The sequence below is a fragment of the Staphylococcus sp. LKG3-1 genome (genome assembly GCF_048568385.1).
GTDB lineage: Bacteria > Bacillota > Bacilli > Staphylococcales > Staphylococcaceae > Staphylococcus > Staphylococcus saprophyticus.
In genome coordinates, this window is record NZ_CP183799.1 from 15,544 (window position 1) to 42,462 (window position 26,919).

Genomic DNA, 26,919 nt, shown 5'->3' on the forward strand with positions numbered 1-26,919 from the left:
ACATTAAGTTCGAAAAATTAACAAAAGCTTCTGATAGCTTTACTTATTCTCTTTAATCGTTTGAATCAAAACTTTGTGACGTCTTATAGCATGATCATATTCACCTAATAATTCAGTATTCATTAAATCAAAAGTTTTTTCTATACTACCGTTTACATACTCTGATAGAAAGTTTCTATATGCTCGTCTTCTATCAACATCACCCTGTTTATATGAGCTTAACAGTCTATGAAGATTTAAAACAAATTCTTCATTAACAACCTCAAACTTTGCTGTTCTATTAATGCATTCGTTTTCTATCTCACTTATTTTCTTATACTTTTCGTCATAAGTTAACGTTTTATCTTGCATTATTTTTGGCGTTTCATCTTTAGCAATTTCTCTTATAAGTCCTTTAAACAAAGAAACCATATCATATGCTTCACTACTACTAATCTTAGTCATAACATCAAACCTCTTTCACTAATGTATTTTACTTTCAATGAACACTAACAATATTATTTAATGAAAGTCTTACAATAGATTGATTATCTACACGCTTGATTAGCATAATACTTTCTAGTGTATCTAGTTTTTGTATATAACAATTCAAAGCACTTATATATCCATTTTCCCAATAACTAATTTCAGCTATTCTATTAGTTTGAATTTTATCATGTACTTTTTCATTAATTTCTTCTAATTGGTCTTCCGAAAGTAAAGACATAGGAATTTTATTTTGATCCTTAATATATTGCTCTAATATTTCATATTGTTCAGGAACCGTCTTGAAAGCTTGCCACTTGACCATTCCACGCCCTTTTGGAATTCTTGCATTTAAATATTCACGTGGAATTTTACGATAATCCATTTCATATTTATATTTATCTGGTGCATTAGGATTAATCACTTTCAAAAAATCACCTCGTAAACATTATAGAACATACGTTCCCATTTTTAAAGTGAAATATTAAAAGGCCTACCGCACTCACTTTGTTCGTTTGCTACAGCATGAATATAAAGGTCGAACTAAAGATTCTGACCTATATTCACGCTAAAAATCCCCTCAAAACCAATATAACTAATTTTAATTATTCTTTATTCTTGAGGTAAATGAATGAAATTGGTCGTATAAGCAATCGAGTGTTTAGGAATGAGCGTACGTTTCTCTAATTCATTATCTTTTGGATCCTTGATGCCATCGCTTTTCACTAATAATATTTCGTACGTATATTCTTTAACAATATACCCCGTAAATGATTCTTCGTTATTTAAAACAACTTTTACCTTTTTATGATCAAAGAAAGCATACGCTTGTTTTGGATAATCATAGTCTTTGTAATGTTTTAGTCTCGCTTTTTGTTTATTATTCATCATTTTATTCCCCTTTGTATTAATAATTTAATAGTTTTCTCTCTATACTTAGAATACCAATAATTTCCCTTTCTTGGCTATATTACTAGCAGCTACAATATCATTATTTTGATGCCTGAATCCACATTTTGTACATTTAAACTTATTTTTATTAGTTCTGTTGTACTGATTTCTATTATGGCATATTGGACATTCAATAGACGTGAAACTTTCATCAACGATCAGTATTTCGTCATTTTCATTTTTTCGCTGCTTAATCGCAAAATAAGTCAAGTCAAATACCAAACTAGGAAAAGATAAATGGCTTGAACCATGATCACCTAATGCAAAGACGGTTTGAAAACGATTGGACGTTTGTTCTAACATTTCTTTAACAACTTGATTGATATGGCTTTTAAGTCCTGTTTTCAGTTTAGAATAAGCTTCGCTATTATCATATTGCTTATTAGCAATACGTCTCTCGTATTTTCTAAAAAGATGGAAGAGCGTGTTATGTTTATCGACAAAAACAAAAGATCGATCTATATTTGACGCTGTTAAATAATGGTATTTACCTAAATCGATACCAATAATATGAGCTTTTTCTTGTTTTATATAATCGTTAATCGCTTTGATATGCTTATATTTACAGTTTTCTAGCTTTTCTGGAAAACGTCTATAATAGCTTAAATACCAATTCGGAACTTGAATGACCCTCATATCCTCTTTTGTCATGTGAGGTAAAAAACTTTTAACTAACGAAAAATTCATCGCCTATCATCCCCCCTTTTTTCTTGTATTTTATGTTTTAAATACGTTGAGTGGCCTGTTTTCAAAGTTTTTTCTACGCATATTCGTTGAGCGCATTTCTTCTAATTCGGACAAAATAGAGCGCATTAAATATCCTTGCATAGCTTCAACAGTTTCTTGTTTTTTAACCATTATACCTTTGAATCTTTTAAGTACTGTAAATAATTCATCATCCATATCTTCAAGCATATACACTTCACCATACATATCATTAAACGAACGCTTAGCTTTTAAAATAACTGATTTAATGATTTGTATTTCTTTAGCACTAAATTTATTCATATATCTCTTTGTATCTTCGGGCATTTCCTGAAGTTCTAAATGTTTTAAAGCTTCTTCATCGGATTGTTGTTGTAAATGATTCGTATGATTTGGATGATTAGGTTTTGTAGCTTCTACATTTTCTTCTCTTACATCATTCATATCATTCGTATCACTAGAATCAGTATTACTAATATCAGTGTCATTAAGTTCAGTATCATTAGTGTGCGATTTTCGCATTTCTTGTTGTGCGATTTCAGCATTTCTAGAAATGCGATTTTCGCAATTCTTGAAATGCGAAAATCGCATTTCAGTGTCATGACAAGTCTCATCAATGTTTTCTTCTTGTTTTTTGATTTCATAAACGTCTTCTTTAGTAACTTCAGGATTCATTAAATATAATTTATTAGGTCGTCCTTGCCCACATCTTACTTGTTCTAAAAGATTATTTTTTGATAACTCTTTTTTAATTTTTGTTAATTTACCATCATGACAATTTAATATAGCTTTAAGTTTTTCATTTGTGAAAATGAAAAATATATCGCCATTATCATCAAACCAATTGTTCTTTATTGATAATTCTAATCTGTCTTTTAACAAAGCGTACGCAATTTTAGCATCATTACTTAATTGCATATATTTCTCATTAGTAAAAAACACTTTTGGCAGTTGATAAAATTTTTCTCTATATTGTTGTTGGATATTAAATCTTTCTTCAGTCATAATAAAAAACCTCTTTCCGTATTTTGATTTGGTAAGAGGTAATAAAACGCTTATATATATTTGTGTTTATTTACTAGTTTCAATACTTGCACTAAGTAACAATTCAGTATATAATACAGGTATCAAAACATTGTAGATAAATAAACGTGGGGAACGTTTTATTACCAAACATTTAAGGGCAACTACTACCAATAGTTGCTCTTTTTATTTTGTTATAAATTAATAATAACACTTATATACCTATAGAAACAATTTATTTTGTAACTTTTTATTAGTAACATGTTACATGTAACAAACAACACAAAGAATATATAAGAATGAATTAAGAACAACGAGATTATGTATAAGTTGAAAGAAACAAGTTTTGCAGTAACATGTTACATGTAACAAACAACACAAAGAATATATAAGAATGAATTAAGAACAACGAGATTATGTATAAGTTGAAAGAAACAAGTTTTGCAGTAACATGTTACATGTAACAAACAACACAAAGAATATATAAGAATGAATTAAGAACAACGAGATTATGTATAAGTTGAAAGAAACAAAGTTTTTCAGTAACATGTTACATGTAACAAACAACACAAAGAATATATAAGAATGAATTAAGAACAACGAGATTATGTATAAGTTGAAAGAAACAAAGTTTTTCAGTAACATGTTACATGTAACAAACAACACAAAGAATATATAAGAATGAATTAAGAACAATGAAATTATGTAGGAGGGTTATTTTGAATATAATAACAGTTGGAAATTTTAAAGGTGGTGTAGGTAAAACTACAGTATCTACATTACTTTCTTATATTGCATCTGAAAACTATAACAAAAAGGTTCTTTTAATAGATTTTGATCCCCAAGGTAACGCTACTCAAATTATGAAAAGAACTTATCCAGAATTTAAAGAAGAATCACTTTCATTCATAAATATGCTAAAAAGTGGAAATATAGATGAAAGTATCATTAGATTAACTTCTAATTTATCATTATTGCCCGCTGATTCGTCTTTGGCTAATTTATCCGATATTATTTCAAAAACAGACATTTTGAAAAAAAGATATATTTTAAAAAATGTGGTAGAAAAAATTGAAAAAATTTATGATTTCGATTATGTATTTATAGATGTGCCACCTACTATAAATTCAGATTTTACTAATAATGCTGTTTACGCAAGTAATTATATTTTAATGGTATTTCAAACACAACAATCAGCTTATGAGAGCAGTCTTTCTTTTGTTAATTTTCTAAGAGATAGAAAAAAAGAGTCAGATTTACCATTTGAATTAGTTGGTGCAGTTCCAGTATTAATAAAAAAAAATGGACGAGTAGATAAACAAATATTAGAGATGTCTAAATCTGCGTTTTCTGAAGCATTATTTGAACACCAAATATATCAAAGAGAAAGAATAAAAAAGTTCGCTGCTGATGGGATAAAAGATAAAGATATGCATGATAAAAAAGTCATACATATGTTCAACAAAGTATATGAAGAATTAGTTAGTAGAATTAAATTAATTGAGGAGGAATGAAATGTATGGCTGGATTTTTAGATAATATAGATACTTCGGAAGTGAAATACACAGAGAATTATAGACCTATATCTAAAAGTACAACAATGAGAGTAGATACTGATATTAAGAAAAGGCTAAACCAAATGGCGTTAGATAAAGATACGTCTATAAAATCAATAATTGATAAAGTTTTAGAAGAATTTTTAGAAAATAATAAGTATTAAAAAGTTAATTTATAGTAATTTTTCAAATAAAGAAAATGCTAAAATGCGTCACTATACTAGTGACGCATTTTTTGTAACTTCTGATAATCATTGGTTATGTAAACAGAGTGAATGAGGCAATCATAGTCCATACAGAACCTTTATTTGGCTCTCATTTGTGTTTTAAGAGCTTATGTAAAAAAACATATAAAATACCCCTTAAAATGCAAAATAAGGATATTAGCTTATCACATATGAGTTTTGGTTTTAGTACGACACTTTTTTAGGTGTGTAAGTGCGTCTTTGGATATAAAAATAAAAGCCAACCCAGACAAAGTGGATTGGCTTTTTCTTTCGTACGGTCTGTTTATTTTTCCTTCGACGCCGTATCGTCGATGTAAATAAAAAAAGTTATGGGCTAAAAATCTACATCACTTTTTCAAGAATGTAGTAGCGATATTCGACACAAATTAATTTTTATAACTGCTCGGAATATCTCAAGCCGTTTCTTTGAATTTAAAATTAAAAATCGACGCAGGTCGATGACGGATCTACACTAGCGTTTGGAACAAACGTATAAGTGCGCCCTTACGGGAGTTAAGTAGATTATAACACTGGTTAGTAGAGGAATGCAAAATTATAAAGTGTGTTGAGTTAGATTAGACATTTTTCTTTTTAAAGACAAATACTACGATGATTAAGAAAATAATAATATAAACAATATTACCAATAAATAATTCATGCAGTTCTAATTTTGTGAATTTTTTCATGTTTTTATCAACAATTTGAACCATAATATTCATCATACTAATAGGGTTCCATTTTAACCATTCCCATTTATCTACAACAATTGTTAATATCCCTGACAAAATTGAAGTGGCAAAATACAATACAATACCGACAGCAATAGAGACACCGGGACTTTTCATTGCACATGAAATTAATAAGGTGATACTTAAGACTAACCATGTTCCAACATATGTACCTAGTCCAGTTAATAACATTTTACTTAATAACGATAACGCATCACCCTTACTTTCAAGGAGATTGATATCGTTGAAGAAAATAGCCCATAGAATAATTCCTACAACAATACTAACAATAAAATACAGTAGTGAAAAAAGTATTAATGTAATAATTTTACTAATAATAATGCTTGTTCTCGTATATTTTCGATAGAGAAGATTTTTAATTGTACCATGATAAAACTCCATTGAAATAATGGTGCTGGCTTGAATAATTAATAAAAAGATAAACCATGAAAAACCACTAAATGCTGATTCAATAGATGATTGTGGAGAAAAAACATCATCATAGTTTTTAGATATTATAGCTTGAACAACCATTAATAACATAATGATAATTGGTATAATAAACGTCGATTTCTTTTTAAACAATTTAAAACATTCTTGCTTAATTAAAGTGCCCATTTTACGATTGATCCTCCTTATCAATGATACTTAATAATACATTTTCTAAATCGTTATCTTTATATTGGTTTAATTCTTCTTCGGTAGTTTCAGTAACAATTTTACCTTTGTTAATGATAAGGATAGAATTGGTGATTTTTACTAACTCACTTAATATATGGCTAGAAATTAAAAAGGTAACGCCCTCTTCCGCTTTTTTTACAATGAGTTCTCTAACATCTCTTACAGCCCTAGGATCTAACCCATTCATAGGTTCATCTAAAATAATTAATTGGGGTTGATTTAAGAAAGCTATTGCAATACCTAATTTTTGTTTCATACCCAAGGAATATGTTTTGGCTTTATTATGTATATACTCATCCATTTTAAGTTGAGAGACAATTGTATCAATATCTTGAGTATTTTTAGTTTCATTTAGTAGTTTAAGATTGTCATAGCCTGACATAAAGGGATATACTCCTGGATTTTCGATCAATGCACCAACGTTACTTTTTTTATGCTTATTTTCAATAACTTCAAAGTTACCTTCTTGATAAATCGAGTAGCCTAATATAACTTTCATCAAAGATGTTTTTCCTGCCCCATTTGCTCCAACAAGACCGACAATCTGTCCTCGTTTTAAATTTAAAGAAATATCTTTGAGAATAGTCTTATTACCTATCTTTTTTGTTAAATGTTCTACTGTTAAAACATCCATACAATTATCTCCTTTTTAATTATTTAGATATATTTTAAATCCAAACTTAATGTATCATAAAAAAATAAATTATTTAAATACATGTTGAGATACATAAATATAAATTAAATGAAGTGCTGCATTTTATAAGTACACTCTAAATTAACAAGATGTATAATCAATCTCAAATTGTAATTTTATACTTTTATTATATGATCTTTGTACTTAGAGATATATTGTAAAAAAACCAATAAAATGTTATATTAACATTACTATTTTATCGATGAAGGAGGATTAAAATGACAGCTTCTATGAGACTCAAATAAACCTTTTTGAATACAAAACTAAATTAATTCAAAAAGGCTTGTCCGCAATACACACACTCATAGGATGACTTATGTCATTTTTTATCCTTCGATAGGAATAATAAACGCTTTCAAATACTAAAACATCGTAATAATTCTTTAAGTGTTTGAAAGTGTAATGTGAATGAGACGGGAGTAGCCTGTCTCATTTTTTGCGTACACGTCCTTTAAATATACAAGGAGTGTATAAATATGGAACAATATACAATTAAATTTAACCAAATCAATCATAAATTGACAGATTTACGATCACTTAACATCGATCATCTTTATGCTTACCAATTTGAAAAAATAGCACTTATTGGGGGTAATGGTACTGGCAAAACCACATTACTAAATATGATTGCTCAAAAAACAAAACCAGAATCTGGAACAGTTGAAACGGTTGGCGAAATTCAATATTTTGAACAGCTTAACATGGATGTGGAAAATGATTTTAACACGTTAGACGGTAGTTTAATGAGTGAACTCCATATACCTATGCATACAACCGACAGTATGAGTGGTGGTGAAAAAGCAAAATATAAATTAGCTAATGTCATATCAAATTATAGTCCGATATTACTTTTAGATGAACCTACAAATCACTTGGATAAAATTGGTAAAGATTATCTGAAAAATATTTTAAAATATTACTATGGTACTTTAATTATAGTAAGTCATGATAGAGCACTTATAGACCAAATTGCTGACACAATTTGGGATATACAAGAAGATGGCACAATAAGAGTGTTTAAAGGTAATTACACACAGTATCAAAATCAATATGAACAAGAACAGTTAGAACAACAACGTCAATATGAACAGTATATAAGTGAAAAACAAAGATTGTCCCAAGCCAGTAAAGCTAAACGAAATCAAGCGCAACAAATGGCACAAGCATCATCAAAACAAAAAAACAAAAGTATAGCACCAGATCGTTTAAGTGCATCAAAACAAAAAGGCACGGTTGAGAAGGCTGCTCAAAAACAAGCTAAGCATATTGAAAAAAGAATGGAACATTTGGAAGAAGTTGAAAAACCACAAAGTTATCATGAATTCAATTTCCCACAAAATAAAATTTATGATATCCATAATAATTATCCAATCATTGCACAAAATCTAACATTGGTTAAAGGAAGTCAAAAACTGCTAACACAAGTACGATTCCAAATACCATATGGCAAAAATATAGCGCTCGTAGGTGCAAATGGTGTAGGTAAGACAACTTTACTTGAAGCTATTTACCACCAAATAGAGGGAATTGATTGTTCTCCTAAAGTGCAAATGGCATACTATCGTCAACTTGCTTATGAAGACATGCGTGACGTTTCATTATTGCAATATTTAATGGATGAAACGGATTCATCAGAATCATTCAGTAGAGCTATTTTAAATAACTTGGGTTTAAATGAAGCACTTGATCGTTCTTGTAATGTTTTGAGTGGTGGGGAAAGAAACGAAATTATCGTTAGCAGTATTATTTTCAACGAAAGCGAATATGTTAATTTTGGATGAACCAACTAATTTTTTAGATATTAAAACATTAGAAGCATTAGAAATGTTTATGAATAAATATCCTGGAATCATTTTGTTTACATCACATGATACAAGGTTTGTTAAACATGTATCAGATAAAAAATGGGAATTAACAGGACAATCTATTCATGATATAACTTAAAAACTATACACTAATTTATATTGAATATTTCTTTAAAGTATTATAATAAAGTAAATAACAATAGTACCATAACCGATCATTTTTGAGAAAAAGAATATAGAAGAAAAGAGAGGGAGTTTTTACCCTCTCTTTTCTTGTTTTATTATTAAAATCTCATAATAGATGATTAATATGCGTTTTAGAACGCTGTGAGAAACGCTCATTTGCATTGACAACCTATTTATCAAGATAATCCCTTATCGTGTTTAATTCTATAAACAGTCTGCCTTGTTATATTTACTTCTTTTGCAATTTTACTAATTGCTTGGCCTTCTTCTAACATTTCGACAACTCGATGATAGATAACACGCTTTTGAGGATCTTTCGCGTTTGGCGAATAAAGTAAAGGTCGTCCTTTATAAACGCCTTTTTCTTTTGCAACTTGAATTCCTTGTGCTTGTCGACGTTTACTTTCGTTTCTCTCTTGTTCTGAAACCATTGCTAAAATTTGAACAATTAAATCTTTCATAAATTTATCCAGTAATGGATTACTAATAACTTCATTCATCATAGGTAAACTTGTAATCATTAACTGAACGTCTTTTTCTTTTAAGTAATTCACAGTTTCAATAATTTCATCATAATTACGTCCTAAACGATCAATAGATTCCACAACGAATCGATCTCCCGTTCTTACAAAGTTAAGTGCTTCTTGAAATACTGGTCTATTTTCAATAGATTTCCCAGACTGTTTTTCTGTAAATATTTTTTCAGCCCCAAACGTCTTTAAATTTTCAAGTTGTCTTTCTAAATTTTGATCGATCGATGATACTCACGCATAGCCAACAATCATTGATTTTCACCTCATAATTAATATACACCCTAACCATACATTTTAGTTGCTATAAATTCAACAATTATACATGTATGATTAGGGTGTATCCTGTCTAACTTTTATCTTTCTTAAAACTCAGTAATATTTTTTATTTATCTTTATTTTCTTGGTTATTTAACTTATTGAGATAACGATAGATTGTTGTACGTGAAACTTTCCATTGCTCTGCAATAGTTTTAATCGGGGTTCCATTATCATAAAGTGTTTTGAGTAAAGTCAAATCTTGTTTATTTAATTTTTCGGGTCGACCTCCATAGCGTCCTCTAGCACGAGCTGCCATTCGCCCCGCTGAAGAACGTTCTAAAATTAAATTACGTTCAAACTCTGCAAATGCTGCGAATAAATGAAATAACAATTGTCCTGTAGAACTTGATTTATCCATTGTTATATTTTCTTCTAAACTATGAAAACTCACGCCTCGATTATTAAGTTCATTAACTAATGTGATTAAATCTTCCATGTTACGTCCTAATCTATCTAGTCTCCAAACAACAATCGTATCTCCTGACCTCGCAAATTCAATAGCTTTATCTAAACCAGGACGTTTACTTCTTGATCCACTTATATGATCGCTAAATATCTTTTCACAACCATATTGATTTAATCGATCTTCCTGCAAATTCAAATTTTGCAAACCAGTTGAGACTCTTGCATAACCTATTTTCAAAATACAAACCTCCTATGTAGATTTTCATTGTACCATAACTTAATTCTAACCATATTTATGAACATAGATTTTCTGTTGGGTTATTGAACACTAAAATATGTATACTAGCTATATATCTAGATATAAAAAGAGAGTGTACAGAAAATGGTTATTTTCTGTACACTCTCATCTTTAATAATATATTTTAAATGTCATTAACAAAACTAATTTAATAAGAGTCAAGCATAGTTTACATATGTATTATGTTTGAAACATACCTCTAATTACTTTTTACTAATATCATTTAAAATGTCTCGCAATTCTTCAATTTCTTTGTTATTTAATTCTTCATTTTTCGCAAAATTAAGCACTAAACTTTTTATATCCCCTCCATACAATTTATTAAGAAAGGTTTTAGCAGTTTTCATTTTAATATCATCTTCTTTAATATTTGATGAGTAAAAATAAATATTATTATATTTATATCGTTTTATAATCTCTTTTTTATATAGTCTTGTAATTAATGTTCTAATCGTCTTATCGCTAACTTCTTTATTTTTTTGAATCTCAACTACAATTTCATTAGCTGATACTGATTTTTTATTCCATATTATATTCATAACATCCCATTCAGCCATAGATATTTCAACTTGCTTATTGCCCATTTAAAACACCCATTTCTTTTAATATTTTTTCATTTATTAATTTAGCATTTTCACCAGAGGCTTTTTCATCTGATAAATGTGTAGAAAAATAATACTTATCATGATTTGTAATTACGTAACCTACAAACCACCCATTATTGTACTTCCCGTTTACTATACCTGTACCTGTTTTCCCATACAATTCATAATTTTCATTTTTTCTAATCAATAACGAAGAAGATAATTGTTTCTTTTCATTTTTACTAAAATGGTTATTTTGTTCCATCATATTTTTAAAAACTATTACTTGTTCAAGATTAGATATTTTCAAACTATCTTCCATCCAATAGCTTTTATAACTTCCCAAATTTTCATTACCATAATTTAATTGCTTGAGTTGAGCCGCTGTATAGTTCTTTGGTATTTGATTACTAATACGTTCGAAGTACCAATTAACTGAATTTTGCATTGCTGTATTTAAATCTTGTTCCTTATTCCAAGCATCAAAAGGGTAATGCTTATGATTCCATGACATACGTGAATTTTCATCACTTATAATATGTCGGTCAAGTCCAAACATAGCTAAATAAATTTTATAAGTTGAATTAGGAGAATACCTTTTTCTACTTTCTTTTTCGTTATAAATATAGTATTTGTCTTTCTTCATGCTGTACATGACGAAAGATCCACTATTTGAACCAAAAATTTTACTTTTATCTAAAATTTGGTAATCGTTCTGTAAGGGTTTTTTAAAATTATCATCAGTTAAGGATTGCCCCATCAAAAATTGGCTTTGAATTACCATGAGAAAAAAAGTAAAAATACAAATGAAAATTAGAATTAATTTTGATTGTTTTTTCAGATTGGCGTCCTTTATATTCATTAATCTTCTTTTGAGTAATGATTTTTTACCATTAAATGAGTGGCTTAGTATATTTTTATTAAAAACTGAGATTTTTAATACGGAATCCATAATAGCTTCCGCATAAGTTTTAAATTCATTTTTGTTAATATTATTAAGGACAAATCTATCGGCTTCTACTTCATTGTCATGAATTATCTTTCTTTTTACAATATGTACTAATGGATTGTAACTCATAATAATAGAGAAGATATTAAAGATAATTAAATGTAAAGTATCTCTATTTTTAGCATGAGCATATTCATGCAATATTATATATTTTAGTCTTTTGTCAATTACACTTTTAAAATATGAACTAGGAATCAAAATAATATATTTCCCATACCAAAAAGTTATTGGAGATTGAATAGCCTCTGCTTTTCGAATCACAATATTTTTTTTATATTGATGGTTGAAAAGTATCGTATCTATTTTATTTTTTTCATTTTCGTTTAGATAGAGTGACTGTTTCTTTAAATATTTAAGATATAATAAGGCTTTCAAAAATTTAAAACTTAAAATAATAACTAAAACTATCCAAATAACTGTGCAGATATTATCAATTGAATCCCAATTAAACTTATGGATATCTGTTGTGAACTCTTGAATAGGTTTGGTGGTATTTATGTTATGGTTCAATTCGTGTGACTTACTTTCAACTGTGGGCGCTTGATTATTCACATTATTAAATTTAAAAAGAGAGAATTTAATAGGAATGAAAGGAATTAATCCTGCAAGAAGAGTTAGATACCAAACTTTATAATTTAACATATAATTAAAATAGCGTTTTAATATGTACCTAAAAAATAATAACAATAGAAATATAAAACAAAAGCTTACTATGCTCATTATTAATAACTTAGCCATTTCAACACCTTCTTTCAAATATTTATAATAAACTATTGACGCCAATATTACAATTGTAATATTATTGATTCATAGAAATTACAAATGTAATATTGGAGGGTATATTTTGAAAAAGTTAATATTTTTAATTGTAATTGCTTTAGTTTTAAGTGCATGTAATTCAAACAGTTCACATGCCAAAGAGTTAAATGATTTAGAAAAAAAATATAATGCTCATATTGGTGTTTATGCTTTAGATACTAAAAGTGGTAAGGAAGTAAAATTTAATTCAGATAAGAGATTTGCCTATGCTTCGACTTCAAAAGCGATAAATAGTGCTATTTTGTTAGAACAAGTACCTTATAATAAGTTAAATAAAAAAGTACATATTAACAAAGATGATATAGTTGCTTATTCTCCTATTTTAGAAAAATATGTAGGAAAAGATATCACTTTAAAAGAACTTATTGAGGCTTCAATGAAGTACAGTGATAATACAGCAAACAATAAAATTATAAACGAAATCGGTGGAATCAAAAAAATTAAAAAACGTTTAAAAAAATTGGGAGATAAAGTAACAAATCCAGTTAGATATGAAATAGAATTAAATTACTATTCACCAAAGAGCAAAAAAGATACTTCAACGCCTGCTGCTTTCGGCAAGACTTTAAATAAACTTATCGCAAATGGAAAATTAAGCAAAAAAAATAAAAATTTCTTACTTGATTTAATGTTAAATAATAAAAACGGAGACACTTTAATTAAAGATGGTATTCCAAAAGACTATAAAGTTGCTGATAAAAGTGGTCAAGCAATAACATATGCTTCTAGAAATGATGTTGCTTTTGTTTATCCTAAGGGCCAATCTGAACCTATTGTTTTAGTCATTTTTACGAATAAAGACAATAAAAGTGATAAGCCAAATGATAAGTTGATAAGTGAAACCGCCAAGAGTGTAATGAAGGAATTTTAAGATAAAGTCCGTATAATTGTGTAAAAGTAAAAAGGCCATATAACAGTCCTTTTACGGTACAATGTTTTTAACGACAAAAACATACCCAGGAGGACTTTTACATGACCCAAGTACATTTTACACTGAAAAGCGAAGAGATTCAAAGCATTATTGAATATTCTGTAAAGGATGACGTTTCTAAAAATATTTTAACAACGGTATTTAATCAACTAATGGAAAATCAACGAACAGAATATATTCAAGCAAAAGAATATGAACGAACAGAAAACCGACAAAGTCAACGAAATGGCTATTATGAGCGCAGCTTTACGACACGTGTAGGCACGCTAGAATTAAAAGTACCCAGAACACGTGATGGCCATTTTTCACCCACAGTGTTTGAACGTTATCAACGAAACGAAAAAGCCCTCATGGCTTCAATGTTGGAAATGTATGTATCAGGCGTTTCAACTCGTAAAGTATCAAAAATTGTGGAAGAACTTTGTGGTAAATCCGTCTCTAAGTCCTTCGTTTCTAGCTTAACAGAACAGCTAGAACCTATGGTTAACGAGTGGCAGAATCGTTTATTATCAGAAAAAAATTATCCTTACTTAATGACCGATGTACTCTATATAAAAGTACGAGAAGAAAATCGAGTACTCTCAAAAAGCTGTCATATAGCGATTGGAATAACCAAAGATGGCGACCGTGAAATTATCGGCTTCATGATTCAAAGTGGCGAAAGCGAAGAGACCTGGACAACATTTTTTGAATACCTAAAAGAACGCGGTTTACAAGGTACGGAACTCGTTATTTCTGATGCGCACAAAGGATTAGTCTCTGCCATTAGAAAATCCTTCACCAACGTAAGTTGGCAAAGATGCCAAGTTCACTTCCTAAGAAATATCTTTACCACCATTCCTAAAAAAAATTCAAAATCTTTCAGAGAAGCTGTTAAAGGAATTTTTAAGTTCACAGATATTAACTTAGCGCGTGAGGCTAAAAATCGATTGATTCATGATTATATCGATCAACCAAAATATTCAAAAGCTTGCGCATCATTGGATGATGGATTCGAAGACGCCTTTCAATATACCGTACAAGGAAATTCCCACAATCGACTAAAGAGTACCAATCTAATTGAACGACTGAATCAAGAAGTACGCAGAAGAGAAAAGATTATTCGCATCTTCCCCAATCAAACATCAGCCAATCGCTTAATTGGAGCCGTTCTTATGGACCTACATGATGAATGGATTTATTCTTCAAGAAAATACATCAATTTTGATAAGTAGAAATGGTAAAAACATTGTATAGCATTTTACACAGGAGTCTGGACTTGACTCACTTCCTTTATTATTTTTCATTTTTTTAAACTATTTAATACTAATGTCTTTTATAATAGCTTTTCATATATTATATAATCAATCTTTATAAGTCCTTTTATAAATTTCTTTTCTACCATTTTCGATAAATTCCTGTTTAATATTTTTAATTCCATAAACAATAGTTTCAATAGGATAATATTCTTCAACTATATCTTGATATTCTTTTGCTTTCTCAATATCTATATTTCCATACATTCTTAATATATCTTCTCCAAAATTTGTTCCTATTTCTTCTTCACTATCTTCAAGTAAGTATATAAAATCACAATATTCATCTATAATTCCAGAATCTCCAAAATCAATTATTCCAGTTAATCTATTATTGCCATCTAACAATAGATGATTACAACTAAAATCATTATGGCATAAACACTTTTTACCCTCAAAAACTGTTGTTGCATTTAGTCTTTCCATAAAACTTTCTATATAATCTTTTTCTATATCAGTTAAATCATTATAAATAGTTTCACGCAACAATATATACTCTTCTAATACATTTTGTTTATTATCAATAGTACATTCACTAATATCTGTATAATCTAAACCGTGCATTTGTCTTAAAAAACTGGCAATATCTCGTTTTAACAAATTTTGTTCTTCTTCTGACATAGTAGAATAAATTTCTGGTGTTAAAAAAGTTCCTTTAATTTCTTTATAACCTAGTATAGATAATTCATCACTAATATACGAATATTCAATATTAGGAATTTTTACATTAGTTTCTAAATTTGTATTTAAAAAATTATATATTGCTTTTTCTTTTGCATAACCTTTTTTCTTATTAGTACTAAATTTTGTTTTAAAAATGTATTCATTATTAACTAAATATGCCACACTATCATAACCACTACCGATTATTTCAATACTATCTACTTTGAAATTATCAAAGTAATGCTCAATTAAATATTTCATTGCCTTAACATTTGTGGCATTATCATCATATCTATATTCCATTAAATAACAATCTTCTTTTTTGCCCTCGTGTAATTCATGTTCTGGCAAATCTTCAATAATTCTAAAACCAGATTTTTGGTATGCCCTTATTGCTCTTGGATTATTTTTATGAGGGTCTAAAATAACTGCATTAGCATTTCTTTCTTTTTTCAAAAATTCAAAAATCAATTTAATATATCTTGTACCAATTCCTTTACTCCAATAATTTGGCTCTCCTATAAATTGATCCATACCATAGACTATCTCATCAGTTTTTGGATAATGATAATCAGTATATAACTCATCATACATTTTATATATTTGTCCATATCCAATAGGAACATTGTTATATTCAATAATTACTCTAAAAACTTCATCTTCCCAAGGCTCTGTATAATGTTTTTTTAATGATTCTAATGTATATTTTTTATCTCTACCACCATAAAATTCTAATACTCTTTCATCAGTTAACCATTTTAACATCAAAGGAAAATCATCATCTATTAAAGTTCTTATACATATTTCATTTTCAACTATATTCATTTATTTATCACCTTTTTCATAATCATATACATATACTATTTCATCTTTATAATCATTTTTACCACCTAATTTTTCATATACATGGCAAGCTCTAGGATTACCTTTATCAGTTATTAAAAACATTTCAGAACAACCAATCTCTTTAGAATATTCCTTAATAAAAGATAATAATTTTGAACCATAACCTTTGTCTTGATAGTTAGGTAACATTCCTATTGAGTGTAAATAAAACATTGTTTTTCCATCAGGTCTTAAAAGTGTATAGCAATATGCAAATCCTATAATTTTATTATTTTCTTTAGCTATAAACCCAAATGAACTGGTATCATTAAGAAATCCTTTTAAATTATCAATATCAAAAACCATATTATCATCAATTAAAACTTCTTCCATAAAACTCAGTCAAGTCCAGACTCCTGTGTAAAATGCTATACAATGTTTTTACCATTTCTACTTATCAAAATTGATGTATTTTCTTGAAGAATAAATCCATTCATCATGTAGGTCCATAAGAACGGCTCCAATTAAGCGATTGGCTGATGTTTGATTGGGGAAGATGCGAATAATCTTTTCTCTTCTGCGTACTTCTTGATTCAGTCGTTCAATTAGATTGGTACTCTTTAGTCGATTGTGGGAATTTCCTTGTACGGTATATTGAAAGGCGTCTTCGAATCCATCATCCAATGATGCGCAAGCTTTTGAATATTTTGGTTGATCGATATAATCATGAATCAATCGATTTTTAGCCTCACGCGCTAAGTTAATATCTGTGAACTTAAAAATTCCTTTAACAGCTTCTCTGAAAGATTTTGAATTTTTTTTAGGAATGGTGGTAAAGATATTTCTTAGGAAGTGAACTTGGCATCTTTGCCAACTTACGTTGGTGAAGGATTTTCTAATGGCAGAGACTAATCCTTTGTGCGCATCAGAAATAACGAGTTCCGTACCTTGTAAACCGCGTTCTTTTAGGTATTCAAAAAATGTTGTCCAGGTCTCTTCGCTTTCGCCACTTTGAATCATGAAGCCGATAATTTCACGGTCGCCATCTTTGGTTATTCCAATCGCTATATGACAGCTTTTTGAGAGTACTCGATTTTCTTCTCGTACTTTTATATAGAGTACATCGGTCATTAAGTAAGGATAATTTTTTTCTGATAATAAACGATTCTGCCACTCGTTAACCATAGGTTCTAGCTGTTCTGTTAAGCTAGAAACGAAGGACTTAGAGACGGATTTACCACAAAGTTCTTCCACAATTTTTGATACTTTACGAGTTGAAACGCCTGATACATACATTTCCAACATTGAAGCCATGAGGGCTTTTTCGTTTCGTTGATAACGTTCAAACACTGTGGGTGAAAAATGGCCATCACGTGTTCTGGGTACTTTTAATTCTAGCGTGCCTACACGTGTCGTAAAGCTGCGCTCATAATAGCCATTTCGTTGACTTTGTCGGTTTTCTGTTCGTTCATATTCTTTTGCTTGAATATATTCTGTTCGTTGATTTTCCATTAGTTGATTAAATACCGTTGTTAAAATATTTTTAGAAACGTCATCCTTTACAGAATATTCAATAATGCTTTGAATCTCTTCGCTTTTCAGTGTAAAATGTACTTGGGTCATGTAAAAGTCCTCCTGGGTATGTTTTTGTCGTTAAAAACATTGTACCGTAAAAGGACTGTTATATGGCCTTTTTACTTTTACACAATTATACGGACTTTATCCAAGAAGTAGATTTATCTTTTAATCAAGATTCTATTAATAAATTTAAACAAGAAAATAAAGAAATAGAAAATAAGGGCAAGAAATTTATGATTGATTATACCAACCATTTGAACCAAGCATACAAAAAATCTGACTATAAATACATTTCAGATTATATAGAAGAAGATAGTAAAGTAGCAAAGCATATGAAAAAGATGGTGGAATCAAAAGCTAAGAACAAATATAGTAATCCACAAATTGATGATATTAGTAAAGATAAAGACAAGTTACAAATTATTTTAACTAAAGAAGTCAACAAAAATAAAATTCAATCTAAGTATGCTCTAAAATACAGCAAAGAAACAAAACGCTTTAAAATAGTTGAATATGAGGATATTTAAAAAAGAGGGGAATGTGAATCCCCTCTTTTTTTATTTAAACATTGCATATAGTCTATTAATACTATATGCAATGATATTTATTGATAATACAATATTACCGTTTTTGTTAGACTGGCTATTTATACTATGTTTAATTGTACTTCTTAATGAAGCTGATCCATGTATATTAGATGAAAAGTTTTTGTAACATATATAATAATATACAGGATATCCTAAATAATCGCACAAATCTTTAAAGTTATATAATTTGTTTGGTACTTTATCGCCATTAGAATTTTCTTTATATTCATTAGTTTGAAAATACCATTTTAACTTATCTGTATTCATATGATCTATATTAGTAAAATTCGCTCTGTAATTAGATTCTGTTGATTTTAGATTATCTACGTTAAATGCGTCTAAATATTCACTGTCGTTTTTATTAATATTTATATAGCTTCTTACGTTTGAAAATGATATTTCATTAGTATCATCACGATAGACGAATTCATGATATTTTTGAATTTCATATTCCCTATAATCCAAATACCTTTTTGCTCTATCATTGGTATATTGCTTTTTCTCGTTTAAAAATAATATATATATATATCGCTCAAATAAAAGTCTGGATAATGCAGGTATAGGATTATTAATATTATTATGAATTAAAATCTCTACTGTTTCGTATAACTCACTAACCTCTAAGAATAAATTGTAATTAGCTAAATGAATATCTTTTAAATTATATTGTTGTGATATTAGGTCTCTAAAACGCTCTACTTCTTGTTTAAATGTTGATGCATCTACAGTAAACATTTAATTTTTTCCTTTCTATTTTATATAACATCACAAATTACAGAAAATTTTAATTTAAAATTTTTTTGTATGTCGTTAGTTAAATATATTATTTCATTTATCGTATCTACTACTTTCAGTCAAGTCCAGACTCCTGTGTAAAATGCTATACAATGTTTTTACCATTTCTACTTATCAAAATTGATGTATTTTCTTGAAGAATAAATCCATTCATCATGTAGGTCCATAAGAACGGCTCCAATTAAGCGATTGGCTGATGTTTGATTGGGGAAGATGCGAATAATCTTTTCTCTTCTGCGTACTTCTTGATTCAGTCGTTCAATTAGATTGGTACTCTTTAGTCGATTGTGGGAATTTCCTTGTACGGTATATTGAAAGGCGTCTTCGAATCCATCATCCAATGATGCGCAAGCTTTTGAATATTTTGGTTGATCGATATAATCATGAATCAATCGATTTTTAGCCTCACGCGCTAAGTTAATATCTGTGAACTTAAAAATTCCTTTAACAGCTTCTCTGAAAGATTTTGAATTTTTTTTAGGAATGGTGGTAAAGATATTTCTTAGGAAGTGAACTTGGCATCTTTGCCAACTTACGTTGGTGAAGGATTTTCTAATGGCAGAGACTAATCCTTTGTGCGCATCAGAAATAACGAGTTCCGTACCTTGTAAACCGCGTTCTTTTAGGTATTCAAAAAATGTTGTCCAGGTCTCTTCGCTTTCGCCACTTTGAATCATGAAGCCGATAATTTCACGGTCGCCATCTTTGGTTATTCCAATCGCTATATGACAGCTTTTTGAGAGTACTCGATTTTCTTCTCGTACTTTTATATAGAGTACATCGGTCATTAAGTAAGGATAATTTTTTTCTGATAATAAACGATTCTGCCACTCGTTAACCATAGGTTCTAGCTGTTCTGTTAAGCTAGAAACGAAGGACTTAGAGACGGATTTACCACAAAGTTCTTCCACAATTTTTGATACTTTACGAGTTGAAACGCCTGATACATACATTTCCAACATTGAAGCCATGAGGGCTTTTTCGTTTCGTTGATAACGTTCAAACACTGTGGGTGAAAAATGGCCATCACGTGTTCTGGGTACTTTTAATTCTAGCGTGCCTACACGTGTCGTAAAGCTGCGCTCATAATAGCCATTTCGTTGACTTTGTCGGTTTTCTGTTCGTTCATATTCTTTTGCTTGAATATATTCTGTTCGTTGATTTTCCATTAGTTGATTAAATACCGTTGTTAAAATATTTTTAGAAACGTCATCCTTTACAGAATATTCAATAATGCTTTGAATCTCTTCGCTTTTCAGTGTAAAATGTACTTGGGTCATGTAAAAGTCCTCCTGGGTATGTTTTTGTCGTTAAAAACATTGTACCGTAAAAGGACTGTTATATGGCCTTTTTACTTTTACACAATTATACGGACTTTATCCTACTTTCTTAATAATTCCTGAAAGTTGTTTTATATATCCGTTATCCCAATAATCAATTGTACAAAAAGAATTAGTTTTTATCTTTTCATTAATTATATCATTAATCGATTCTAGTTGTTCTTCTGATAATAATGGCATATCAATTTTATTTTGGTCATCTATATATTGATCTAAAATTTCATATTGCTCTGGCATAGTTTTGAATGGTTATATGTATGTTAAAGAATATAGACTGTTTTGTTTAATATGAATTATTTTTCAAGAAAAAATGAACATAGTAAAAATATTAAATAGACTTTTTTTGTTATGTTTAATAAGTCTAATATGTCTAATGTAAAAAACGACATAATAATGTATACTTATATTATTAAATGTAGAAATGAGATTATTATGAAGATAGTAGAAGTAAAAGCAAAGAATGGTATTAATTTTATGATTTTAGATGGTAAAAATGAACCTATAGTAGATGCAGTACGCTATTTGAAATATTTGGATAGTGTTAAGAAAAGTTTGAATACCAAGAAAACCTATGCCTATGCGCTGAAAAAATTTTTTAAATATTTAGAAAATAAGCAAATACACTATAAAGAGATTAATTTTGATAACTTTGTTGATTTTATAAGATGGATGAAAACACCTTTTGAATATGAGAATGTCCTCTCTTACAATCAAAAAGAAACAAATAGCAGTCCTAAGACAATTAATTTGACTATTACAGTAGTATCTAATTTTTATGATTATCTCTATAGGAGCAAAAAATTAGACGTTAATTTTTATGATTTTTTACATACCGAGAGTAAATATTCTAAAAAATATAAAAGTTTCATGCATCATATAAACAAAGATTATGGAATGTTAAAAAATATTTTGAAAGTAAAAGAACCAAAGAAAAAATTAGAAGTGTTAACTAATGTTGAGGTTAAGGAATTATTGGAAGCAGCTAATAATATTAGAGATAAATTCCTAATACAATTACTATATGAAACAGGATTACGCATAGGTGAGGTATTGTCATTACGTATTGAAGATATCAAATTTGATTTTAGAAAAGGCCATCAAATAGTTTTGAAAAATAGATTTAATAGCAATGATACTTATTTAAAAACTGGGGAAAGAAAAATATTTATTTCTCAATCTTTGATTGATTTATATGATGATTACGTGTACGAAATAATTGATGATCTTTCCTTATGTTCTGATTATCTTTTTGTAAAATTAAAGGGAAAAAATGTGGGGAAAGCTATGCATTATAATGATATATATTCGTTATTTAAAAGATTAAAATATAAAACATCTATAAATGTTCACCCTCATTTATTTCGACATACACATGCAACTGTTTTTTATAACGAAACGAAAGATATTAAACAAGTTCAAGAAAGACTCGGGCATAGTAATATACAAACGACTATTAATTTATATGTTCACCCGACTGAAGAAGATATACGTGAAGATTGGGATAAAGTAAAAAATCAATTTCAAGTTTTTAATAAAGGGGAATAACTATGTCAATACCACTTAATTTACCAACAAATAGTATTTTAATGAACGAATTATGTACAATAAAAAGTAGAACGATAAATATAAAAGGAGAAATTTTAATAACTGAAATATATGATGATTACTTTTTAAAAAATGATGTATGGCACATTTCAGCTTTTAACAAATTTAAACAATTTCAGGAAAATATTAAGAGATATACAGACAAAAGAAAAAACGTTTACTTTAAGATTAATAATAAAAATTTGAATTTAGAATTTAAATATATTTTTTTGAAACTTTTGAGTAAAGAGTATTGGTCTTTAGGTAGCGTATTTAATAATGGAGCAGTTAAGCTCAATAAGATTACTGAGTTCTTTAATGAAGTTTATCCTAATTTAAATTCTTTACTAGATAATGATATTAAGACATTAGAAAAGGACTGGTTTAGATGGTTGGCTAAAAATAATATACCACTAAATAGAAAGGGATCATCAATCGTTTTTGGTGATTATGAATATAAAAGTGAGTTGGCATCTTTTTTAAATAATATGTATATTAATCTGAAAAAATTTATTGATAAAAGAGAAGAATGGGAAAAAAATAAATGGGATGTTAGAAATTTAGAAAAGTATGGTTTGAATTATAATAAAACACTTACTGGTCACTATTTAAACTTTGAAAAAATTAGTTCAATAGAAATGCGAGAAGCAGTGAAAAAATATTTGAAAAATCGTTTGATAACTGGTGATATAGCATTTGGGACAGCAAGATATTATGTAAGAATACTAACTAGATTTTTTCAAAGTATAGCTGAAAAAGAAAAGACTTGGAACAATTTAAATAACTTAGATAGATGTCATATTGAAGTATATATAGATTATTTATTTAAATATGCTAATAGTAAAAATGTACAAAGTTCTAGAAATTTTGTTAGGCAAGAATTAAAAGCAATTAGAAGATTTTTAAACGATATTGCAACTCAAAATTATGACATAGCACCCTTTCAAGATATCCGGTTTTTAATTTATCCTCAAGACATGCCTAAACACGAAAAGAAAAATAGTAACCAAATTGATTATATTCCAGATTTTGTATTGGAACAGCTTTTTGAGCATTTAAATAATTTGCGCAAAGATTTAATACCTGTAGTTTGGATAGCTTTTAAAACAGGATTAAGAATTTCTGATGTATTAACATTAAAAAATAATTGTCTTGCAAAAGTTAATGGAAAATTTTCAATAATTACTGATATCGCTAAAACTTTTGTTAAAGGACATAGAATACCAATTGATAATAAACTAGCTGACATAGTAGCAGTTTTAATAGCTAATTCTAAAATCAAAAGTACAAAAGATAATAATCCTAATAATTATATTTTTGCTACTTATAAAGGAAAAAGAAAAGGAATGCCGTTCACACAACATATGGTCAGAGCTCACTTAAATCATTTAGCAAAAACTAAAAATATTGTTGATGAACAAGGAGAAATTTTTCATTTCAAAACTCATCAATTTAGACATACTTATGCAGTAAAATTATTAAATGGTGGAGCAGATATATTAACAATACAAGAGCTATTAGCACATTCTTCACCTGAAATGACTCTCCGGTATGCTAAGTTACTTGATGATACTAAAAGAAAGGCTTTTGAGTCAGTTATTGATCAAGGGGCTTTTAGTTTTGATTTTGACGGTAAAATTAAAAATATACAGCATAGTAGTGAACTATCAGAAAAAACATTGAATTCTTTATGGCAAGAACATAAATTAAACGCAATGGACAATCCTTACGGTACTTGTCACGCTAGATTGAGTGGTGATTGTCCATACATGGAAGCTCCGCCATGTTTAACTTGTAATTCTGGGAAACCATGTAAGGATTTAGCTATTGGTTTTTCTGATTTAGATGTTGAAAAATATGAATTACATATCAAATCAACAGTCAAATCTATAGAATTAGCTAAAAATAATAATAGGCAAGATATGGTTGAAAAGCATACTAATATATTAAATAAATACGAAGAAATATTAGGTAACATAAAGGATGGAAATATTATATTTGGGAGAAGCAATAGAATAAAAGTATAGAGGTTAAAATGGAAAAATTTAATAGACAAAAACAATTAAAAAAGTTACATGCAGAACGAAAAGCTAATACTGAGAAAAAAGTTATTAAAGCTATAAATGATTTGATTAAAAAAAAGGAAGAAATTAACTTTAATGTTGTTTCTAAAAATGCAAAAGTTTCTAAAGCGACTTTATATAATAATAGTAAAATTCGAAAGAAGATTGAAGAATTACGTGAACAAAGCAAAGAAACGTTTGCGCATAAAAATAAAAGTAATGGTAAAGACGCATTAATTTCTTCTTTAAAAAGGAAAGTAAACTCTTTAGAAAAAGAGAAAAAAATGTTGAAAGAAGAAATTAATACTTTATATTCTAGAATATATGAGGATATTTAAATTGAAATTAAAGGAAAACGAAAAAGTTATTAAAGATCTTAATAGATTGCAAGGTTATAAAGTGACATACCAATATGCTACTGCTATAAATATAAAAGATGATAATATGAACCCTTGGTTTGAGAAAATCGAGGCAATTCTATTTAATGTAAAAGGAGTTATACGTATTTTATCTCCTGACAAACAACCGGTAAATTATGATCATTGGGTTTTACCTGGAAAATATAAAAGCTATATAAATGAATATCACAAAAAACTAGCAAATTTTTTAGAAAAATTTGCTACTAATGCGAATATTAATGAAGGATTATTTGATCAAAATAATATACATGGATACAAATATAAAAAATATATATTCACTCCACATATTGAAATTACTCAAGAGAACACTTTGAATTTATTTTTTTTGACATTAACTATATTTAACAACGGTACCTTTGTTATAGAAATCATTGAAGATTTAGAGAGTATAAATTTTGCAAATGACTTGTATAGCACTTTCTCAATTGTTGAAGATAATATATATCCTTTAATTAAACAAGAAAATAATAATGGGCAAAGACAGTATCAGTTGTATGGGAATAGACACAATAAAAATATTAGAGACGTTTCCAGGCAAATCAATAGAATTATAAAAAATAATAGTAATGATATCTTTGAATATAAAATATCTGGAAATATGGGGTTTGAAGTTTATTATTTAGCTAATGAAAATGAATTTGCAGATGATCCTTTTTATGAAGATGTGAAAATTCAAGAATGGTTAGTAAATGCGCCTATTATTTCATTTGAAGGGAAGAGTGAACATTTTAGGAAAGGTGGTTATAGCGATAATTATATAAAATACTTGAATAAAGCATCGATTTTTGTAGTCTGGATGGATGAGAAAGAAGAAGATACTTTAGAACATTGTTCAAGAATGGCACTTTATTTTCATAGTGCTGCTAACTTTTTTTTCTTAGAAACTATGTTAAATGAATTACAATTGTATGGATATCAGCAATATAATTTAAATGAAAAAAAGAAACTCTATATTTTAGACAATGGATGTTAAATTTCAAGAGATCTATTGCAATTATTTACAGAACAGAACTTTTGCCTAGTTTATATTTATACTTACATCTAAAGGATAATAATGATTTTAGGGCTCCTCAAGATATTGAAGAATTAAATAAAGAAGAATTATCGCTAATCGAATTGGAACAGTCTTACAAGGAAGAAGAAAGAAGTGAAAACTTAAATAAACTTTTGTTAATAATAAGTCTTTTATCAATTCTTCAAGTAGTAGAAATATTTTTTAGTGATAAAAATAGTATATTTGATATCAGTCTGATACTAATAATGATTTTGCTTGTAGTATTTCGAAAAAAATAATTATCAAGAGCTATTCAAAATTTTAAACAGTATTACTTAATATCTCTAGGTATTAAGTAATACTGCAAACATTATCATTATTTAGTTTATATATATTATTGCTAGAGTCGTATAATGAAAATGTATTATCAATTTCATCCATTTTTAAAATTTTTCCTATATAAGTAGTAAGATGACCATTTTCCCAATATACTATGGAACATAGTTCATCATTTTTTACCTTCAACTGAAAAATATAGTTGATGCTATCCCAAGTATCTTCTGTTAATATAGGTTTCTCAGTTTTATCTTGATTTTGAATAATTTTGTTTAAAATTTCAAACTGTTCAGGGAGGGTAGCAAAAGCTTGCCATTTGATTTTTCCACGGCCCTGAGGAATTCTAGGGTTTAAATATTCTCTAGGTATTTTTCTGTAATCTGTTTCATATTTATACTTATCTGGGGCATTAGGGTTTGGAATCATAAAAATCACCTCAAGACAATAATAGAACATATGTTCTGTTATTGCAAGCTAATTAACAATTTAATAATTTAAGAAGAAAGTTTTTATTAAATAATA

General features: G+C 28.4%; 26 protein-coding genes and 2 pseudogenes. 10 read left to right on the forward strand and 18 right to left on the reverse strand.

Annotated elements, in window-relative coordinates:
* Positions 1–39: 39 nt before the first annotated feature.
* The 5 genes from ACM595_RS13950 to ACM595_RS13970 form a co-directional block, all read right to left on the reverse strand.
* Positions 40–444, reverse strand: a complete 405-nt coding sequence (locus tag ACM595_RS13950) for a hypothetical protein (protein ID WP_002449924.1) — start codon at positions 442–444, stop codon at positions 40–42.
* A 34-nt stretch (positions 445–478) separates the two neighbouring features.
* A complete protein-coding gene (locus ACM595_RS13955; RefSeq protein ID WP_419744510.1) occupies positions 479–850 on the reverse strand; it encodes a YolD-like family protein in 372 nt (123 codons plus the stop codon).
* Between the two features lie 227 nt (positions 851–1,077).
* Positions 1,078–1,353, reverse strand: a complete 276-nt coding sequence (locus tag ACM595_RS13960; protein WP_012818058.1) for a hypothetical protein — start codon at positions 1,351–1,353, stop codon at positions 1,078–1,080.
* 48 nt (positions 1,354–1,401) lie between these two features.
* On the reverse strand, positions 1,402–2,103 hold the full coding sequence (locus ACM595_RS13965) for a zinc ribbon domain-containing protein (RefSeq protein WP_037554635.1): 702 nt from the start codon (positions 2,101–2,103) through the stop codon (positions 1,402–1,404).
* Positions 2,104–2,133: 30 nt separating this feature from the next.
* Positions 2,134–3,126 (reverse strand): replication initiator protein A, encoded by a 993-nt coding sequence (locus ACM595_RS13970; protein WP_002455776.1) that lies wholly within the window; start codon positions 3,124–3,126, stop codon positions 2,134–2,136.
* 737 nt (positions 3,127–3,863) lie between these two features.
* Here ACM595_RS13970 and ACM595_RS13975 point away from each other — a divergent pair.
* Positions 3,864–4,658 (forward strand): ParA family protein, encoded by a 795-nt coding sequence (locus ACM595_RS13975; protein WP_002448023.1) that lies wholly within the window; start codon positions 3,864–3,866, stop codon positions 4,656–4,658.
* Positions 4,659–4,663: 5 nt separating this feature from the next.
* Positions 4,664–4,864, forward strand: a complete 201-nt coding sequence (locus tag ACM595_RS13980; protein WP_002448025.1) for a hypothetical protein — start codon at positions 4,664–4,666, stop codon at positions 4,862–4,864.
* Between the two features lie 638 nt (positions 4,865–5,502).
* On the opposite strand, the gene ACM595_RS13985 is transcribed toward ACM595_RS13980, so the two are convergent.
* Both ACM595_RS13985 and ACM595_RS13990 read right to left on the reverse strand, forming a co-directional pair.
* Positions 5,503–6,273, reverse strand: a complete 771-nt coding sequence (locus ACM595_RS13985; RefSeq protein WP_002455772.1) for an ABC transporter permease — start codon at positions 6,271–6,273, stop codon at positions 5,503–5,505.
* A gap of 1 nt (position 6,274) precedes the next feature.
* Positions 6,275–6,970, reverse strand: coding sequence for an ABC transporter ATP-binding protein (locus ACM595_RS13990; protein ID WP_002447409.1), 696 nt, complete (start codon positions 6,968–6,970; stop codon positions 6,275–6,277).
* 536 nt (positions 6,971–7,506) lie between these two features.
* Between ACM595_RS13990 and msr(A) the strand changes: the two are divergent.
* Positions 7,507–8,974: pseudogene (gene msr(A), locus ACM595_RS13995) on the forward strand (ABC-F type ribosomal protection protein Msr(A)).
* 223 nt (positions 8,975–9,197) lie between these two features.
* Here msr(A) and ACM595_RS14000 read toward each other — a convergent pair.
* The 4 genes from ACM595_RS14000 to blaR1 form a co-directional block, all read right to left on the reverse strand.
* Positions 9,198–9,776 carry a recombinase family protein gene (locus ACM595_RS14000; protein ID WP_031908289.1) on the reverse strand — a complete coding sequence of 193 codons (579 nt, stop codon included), beginning with the start codon at positions 9,774–9,776 and terminating at the stop codon, positions 9,198–9,200.
* Positions 9,777–9,936: 160 nt separating this feature from the next.
* Entirely contained in the window at positions 9,937–10,515 is a 579-nt protein-coding gene (locus ACM595_RS14005; RefSeq protein ID WP_001829991.1) for a recombinase family protein, read from the reverse strand.
* Between the two features lie 263 nt (positions 10,516–10,778).
* Positions 10,779–11,159 (reverse strand): penicillinase repressor BlaI, encoded by a 381-nt coding sequence (blaI, locus tag ACM595_RS14010; RefSeq protein ID WP_419744508.1) that lies wholly within the window; start codon positions 11,157–11,159, stop codon positions 10,779–10,781.
* A complete protein-coding gene (gene blaR1 / locus ACM595_RS14015) occupies positions 11,149–12,906 on the reverse strand; it encodes a beta-lactam sensor/signal transducer BlaR1 (protein ID WP_001096378.1) in 1,758 nt (585 codons plus the stop codon). The genes blaI and blaR1 overlap by 11 nt, the downstream gene beginning before the upstream one ends.
* A gap of 106 nt (positions 12,907–13,012) precedes the next feature.
* On the opposite strand from blaR1, the gene blaZ reads away from it, so the two are divergent.
* Positions 13,013–13,858, forward strand: coding sequence for a penicillin-hydrolyzing class A beta-lactamase BlaZ (blaZ, locus tag ACM595_RS14020; protein WP_104681703.1), 846 nt, complete (start codon positions 13,013–13,015; stop codon positions 13,856–13,858).
* 101 nt (positions 13,859–13,959) lie between these two features.
* A complete protein-coding gene (locus ACM595_RS14025; RefSeq protein WP_000195429.1) occupies positions 13,960–15,132 on the forward strand; it encodes an IS256-like element IS256 family transposase in 1,173 nt (390 codons plus the stop codon).
* 129 nt (positions 15,133–15,261) lie between these two features.
* Here ACM595_RS14025 and aph(2'')-Ia read toward each other — a convergent pair whose 3' ends face one another.
* The 3 genes from aph(2'')-Ia to ACM595_RS14040 are packed head-to-tail and all read right to left on the reverse strand — an operon-like array spanning position 15,262 to position 18,324.
* Positions 15,262–16,701 carry an aminoglycoside O-phosphotransferase APH(2'')-Ia gene (gene aph(2'')-Ia / locus ACM595_RS14030; RefSeq protein WP_001028144.1) on the reverse strand — a complete coding sequence of 480 codons (1,440 nt, stop codon included), beginning with the start codon at positions 16,699–16,701 and terminating at the stop codon, positions 15,262–15,264.
* Positions 16,702–17,094 (reverse strand): GNAT family N-acetyltransferase, encoded by a 393-nt coding sequence (locus tag ACM595_RS14035; RefSeq protein ID WP_000393259.1) that lies wholly within the window; start codon positions 17,092–17,094, stop codon positions 16,702–16,704.
* Positions 17,095–17,151: 57 nt separating this feature from the next.
* Entirely contained in the window at positions 17,152–18,324 is a 1,173-nt protein-coding gene (locus ACM595_RS14040) for an IS256-like element IS256 family transposase (protein WP_000195429.1), read from the reverse strand.
* A 62-nt stretch (positions 18,325–18,386) separates the two neighbouring features.
* Here ACM595_RS14040 and ACM595_RS14045 point away from each other — a divergent pair, with 62 nt between their 5' ends.
* Positions 18,387–18,806, forward strand: a complete 420-nt coding sequence (locus ACM595_RS14045; RefSeq protein ID WP_419744501.1) for a TcaA NTF2-like domain-containing protein — start codon at positions 18,387–18,389, stop codon at positions 18,804–18,806.
* 30 nt (positions 18,807–18,836) lie between these two features.
* On the opposite strand, the gene ACM595_RS14050 is transcribed toward ACM595_RS14045, so the two are convergent.
* The 3 genes from ACM595_RS14050 to ACM595_RS14060 form a co-directional block, all read right to left on the reverse strand.
* Positions 18,837–19,601, reverse strand: a complete 765-nt coding sequence (locus ACM595_RS14050) for a DUF5677 domain-containing protein (protein ID WP_128424882.1) — start codon at positions 19,599–19,601, stop codon at positions 18,837–18,839.
* A 167-nt stretch (positions 19,602–19,768) separates the two neighbouring features.
* Entirely contained in the window at positions 19,769–20,941 is a 1,173-nt protein-coding gene (locus ACM595_RS14055; protein WP_000195429.1) for an IS256-like element IS256 family transposase, read from the reverse strand.
* 96 nt (positions 20,942–21,037) lie between these two features.
* On the reverse strand, positions 21,038–21,238 hold the full coding sequence (locus ACM595_RS14060; protein ID WP_419744502.1) for a YolD-like family protein: 201 nt from the start codon (positions 21,236–21,238) through the stop codon (positions 21,038–21,040).
* Between the two features lie 195 nt (positions 21,239–21,433).
* Here ACM595_RS14060 and ACM595_RS14065 point away from each other — a divergent pair, with 195 nt between their 5' ends.
* The 4 genes and pseudogenes from ACM595_RS14065 (at position 21,434) to ACM595_RS14080 (ending at position 26,360) form a co-directional block, all read left to right on the forward strand.
* Positions 21,434–22,546 carry a tyrosine-type recombinase/integrase gene (locus ACM595_RS14065; RefSeq protein ID WP_419744503.1) on the forward strand — a complete coding sequence of 371 codons (1,113 nt, stop codon included), beginning with the start codon at positions 21,434–21,436 and terminating at the stop codon, positions 22,544–22,546.
* Positions 22,547–22,548: 2 nt separating this feature from the next.
* A complete protein-coding gene (locus tag ACM595_RS14070) occupies positions 22,549–24,612 on the forward strand; it encodes a tyrosine-type recombinase/integrase (RefSeq protein WP_419744504.1) in 2,064 nt (687 codons plus the stop codon).
* 8 nt (positions 24,613–24,620) lie between these two features.
* A complete protein-coding gene (locus ACM595_RS14075) occupies positions 24,621–24,986 on the forward strand; it encodes a DUF6262 family protein (protein ID WP_419744505.1) in 366 nt (121 codons plus the stop codon).
* Positions 24,973–26,360: pseudogene (locus tag ACM595_RS14080) on the forward strand (hypothetical protein). Before ACM595_RS14075 ends, ACM595_RS14080 begins: the two are co-directional and overlap by 14 nt.
* A gap of 52 nt (positions 26,361–26,412) precedes the next feature.
* Here ACM595_RS14080 and ACM595_RS14085 read toward each other — a convergent pair.
* Complete coding sequence (locus ACM595_RS14085) at positions 26,413–26,823, reverse strand: YolD-like family protein (RefSeq protein WP_135092828.1); 411 nt, start codon at positions 26,821–26,823, stop codon at positions 26,413–26,415.
* Between the last annotated feature and the right edge of the window lie 96 nt (positions 26,824–26,919).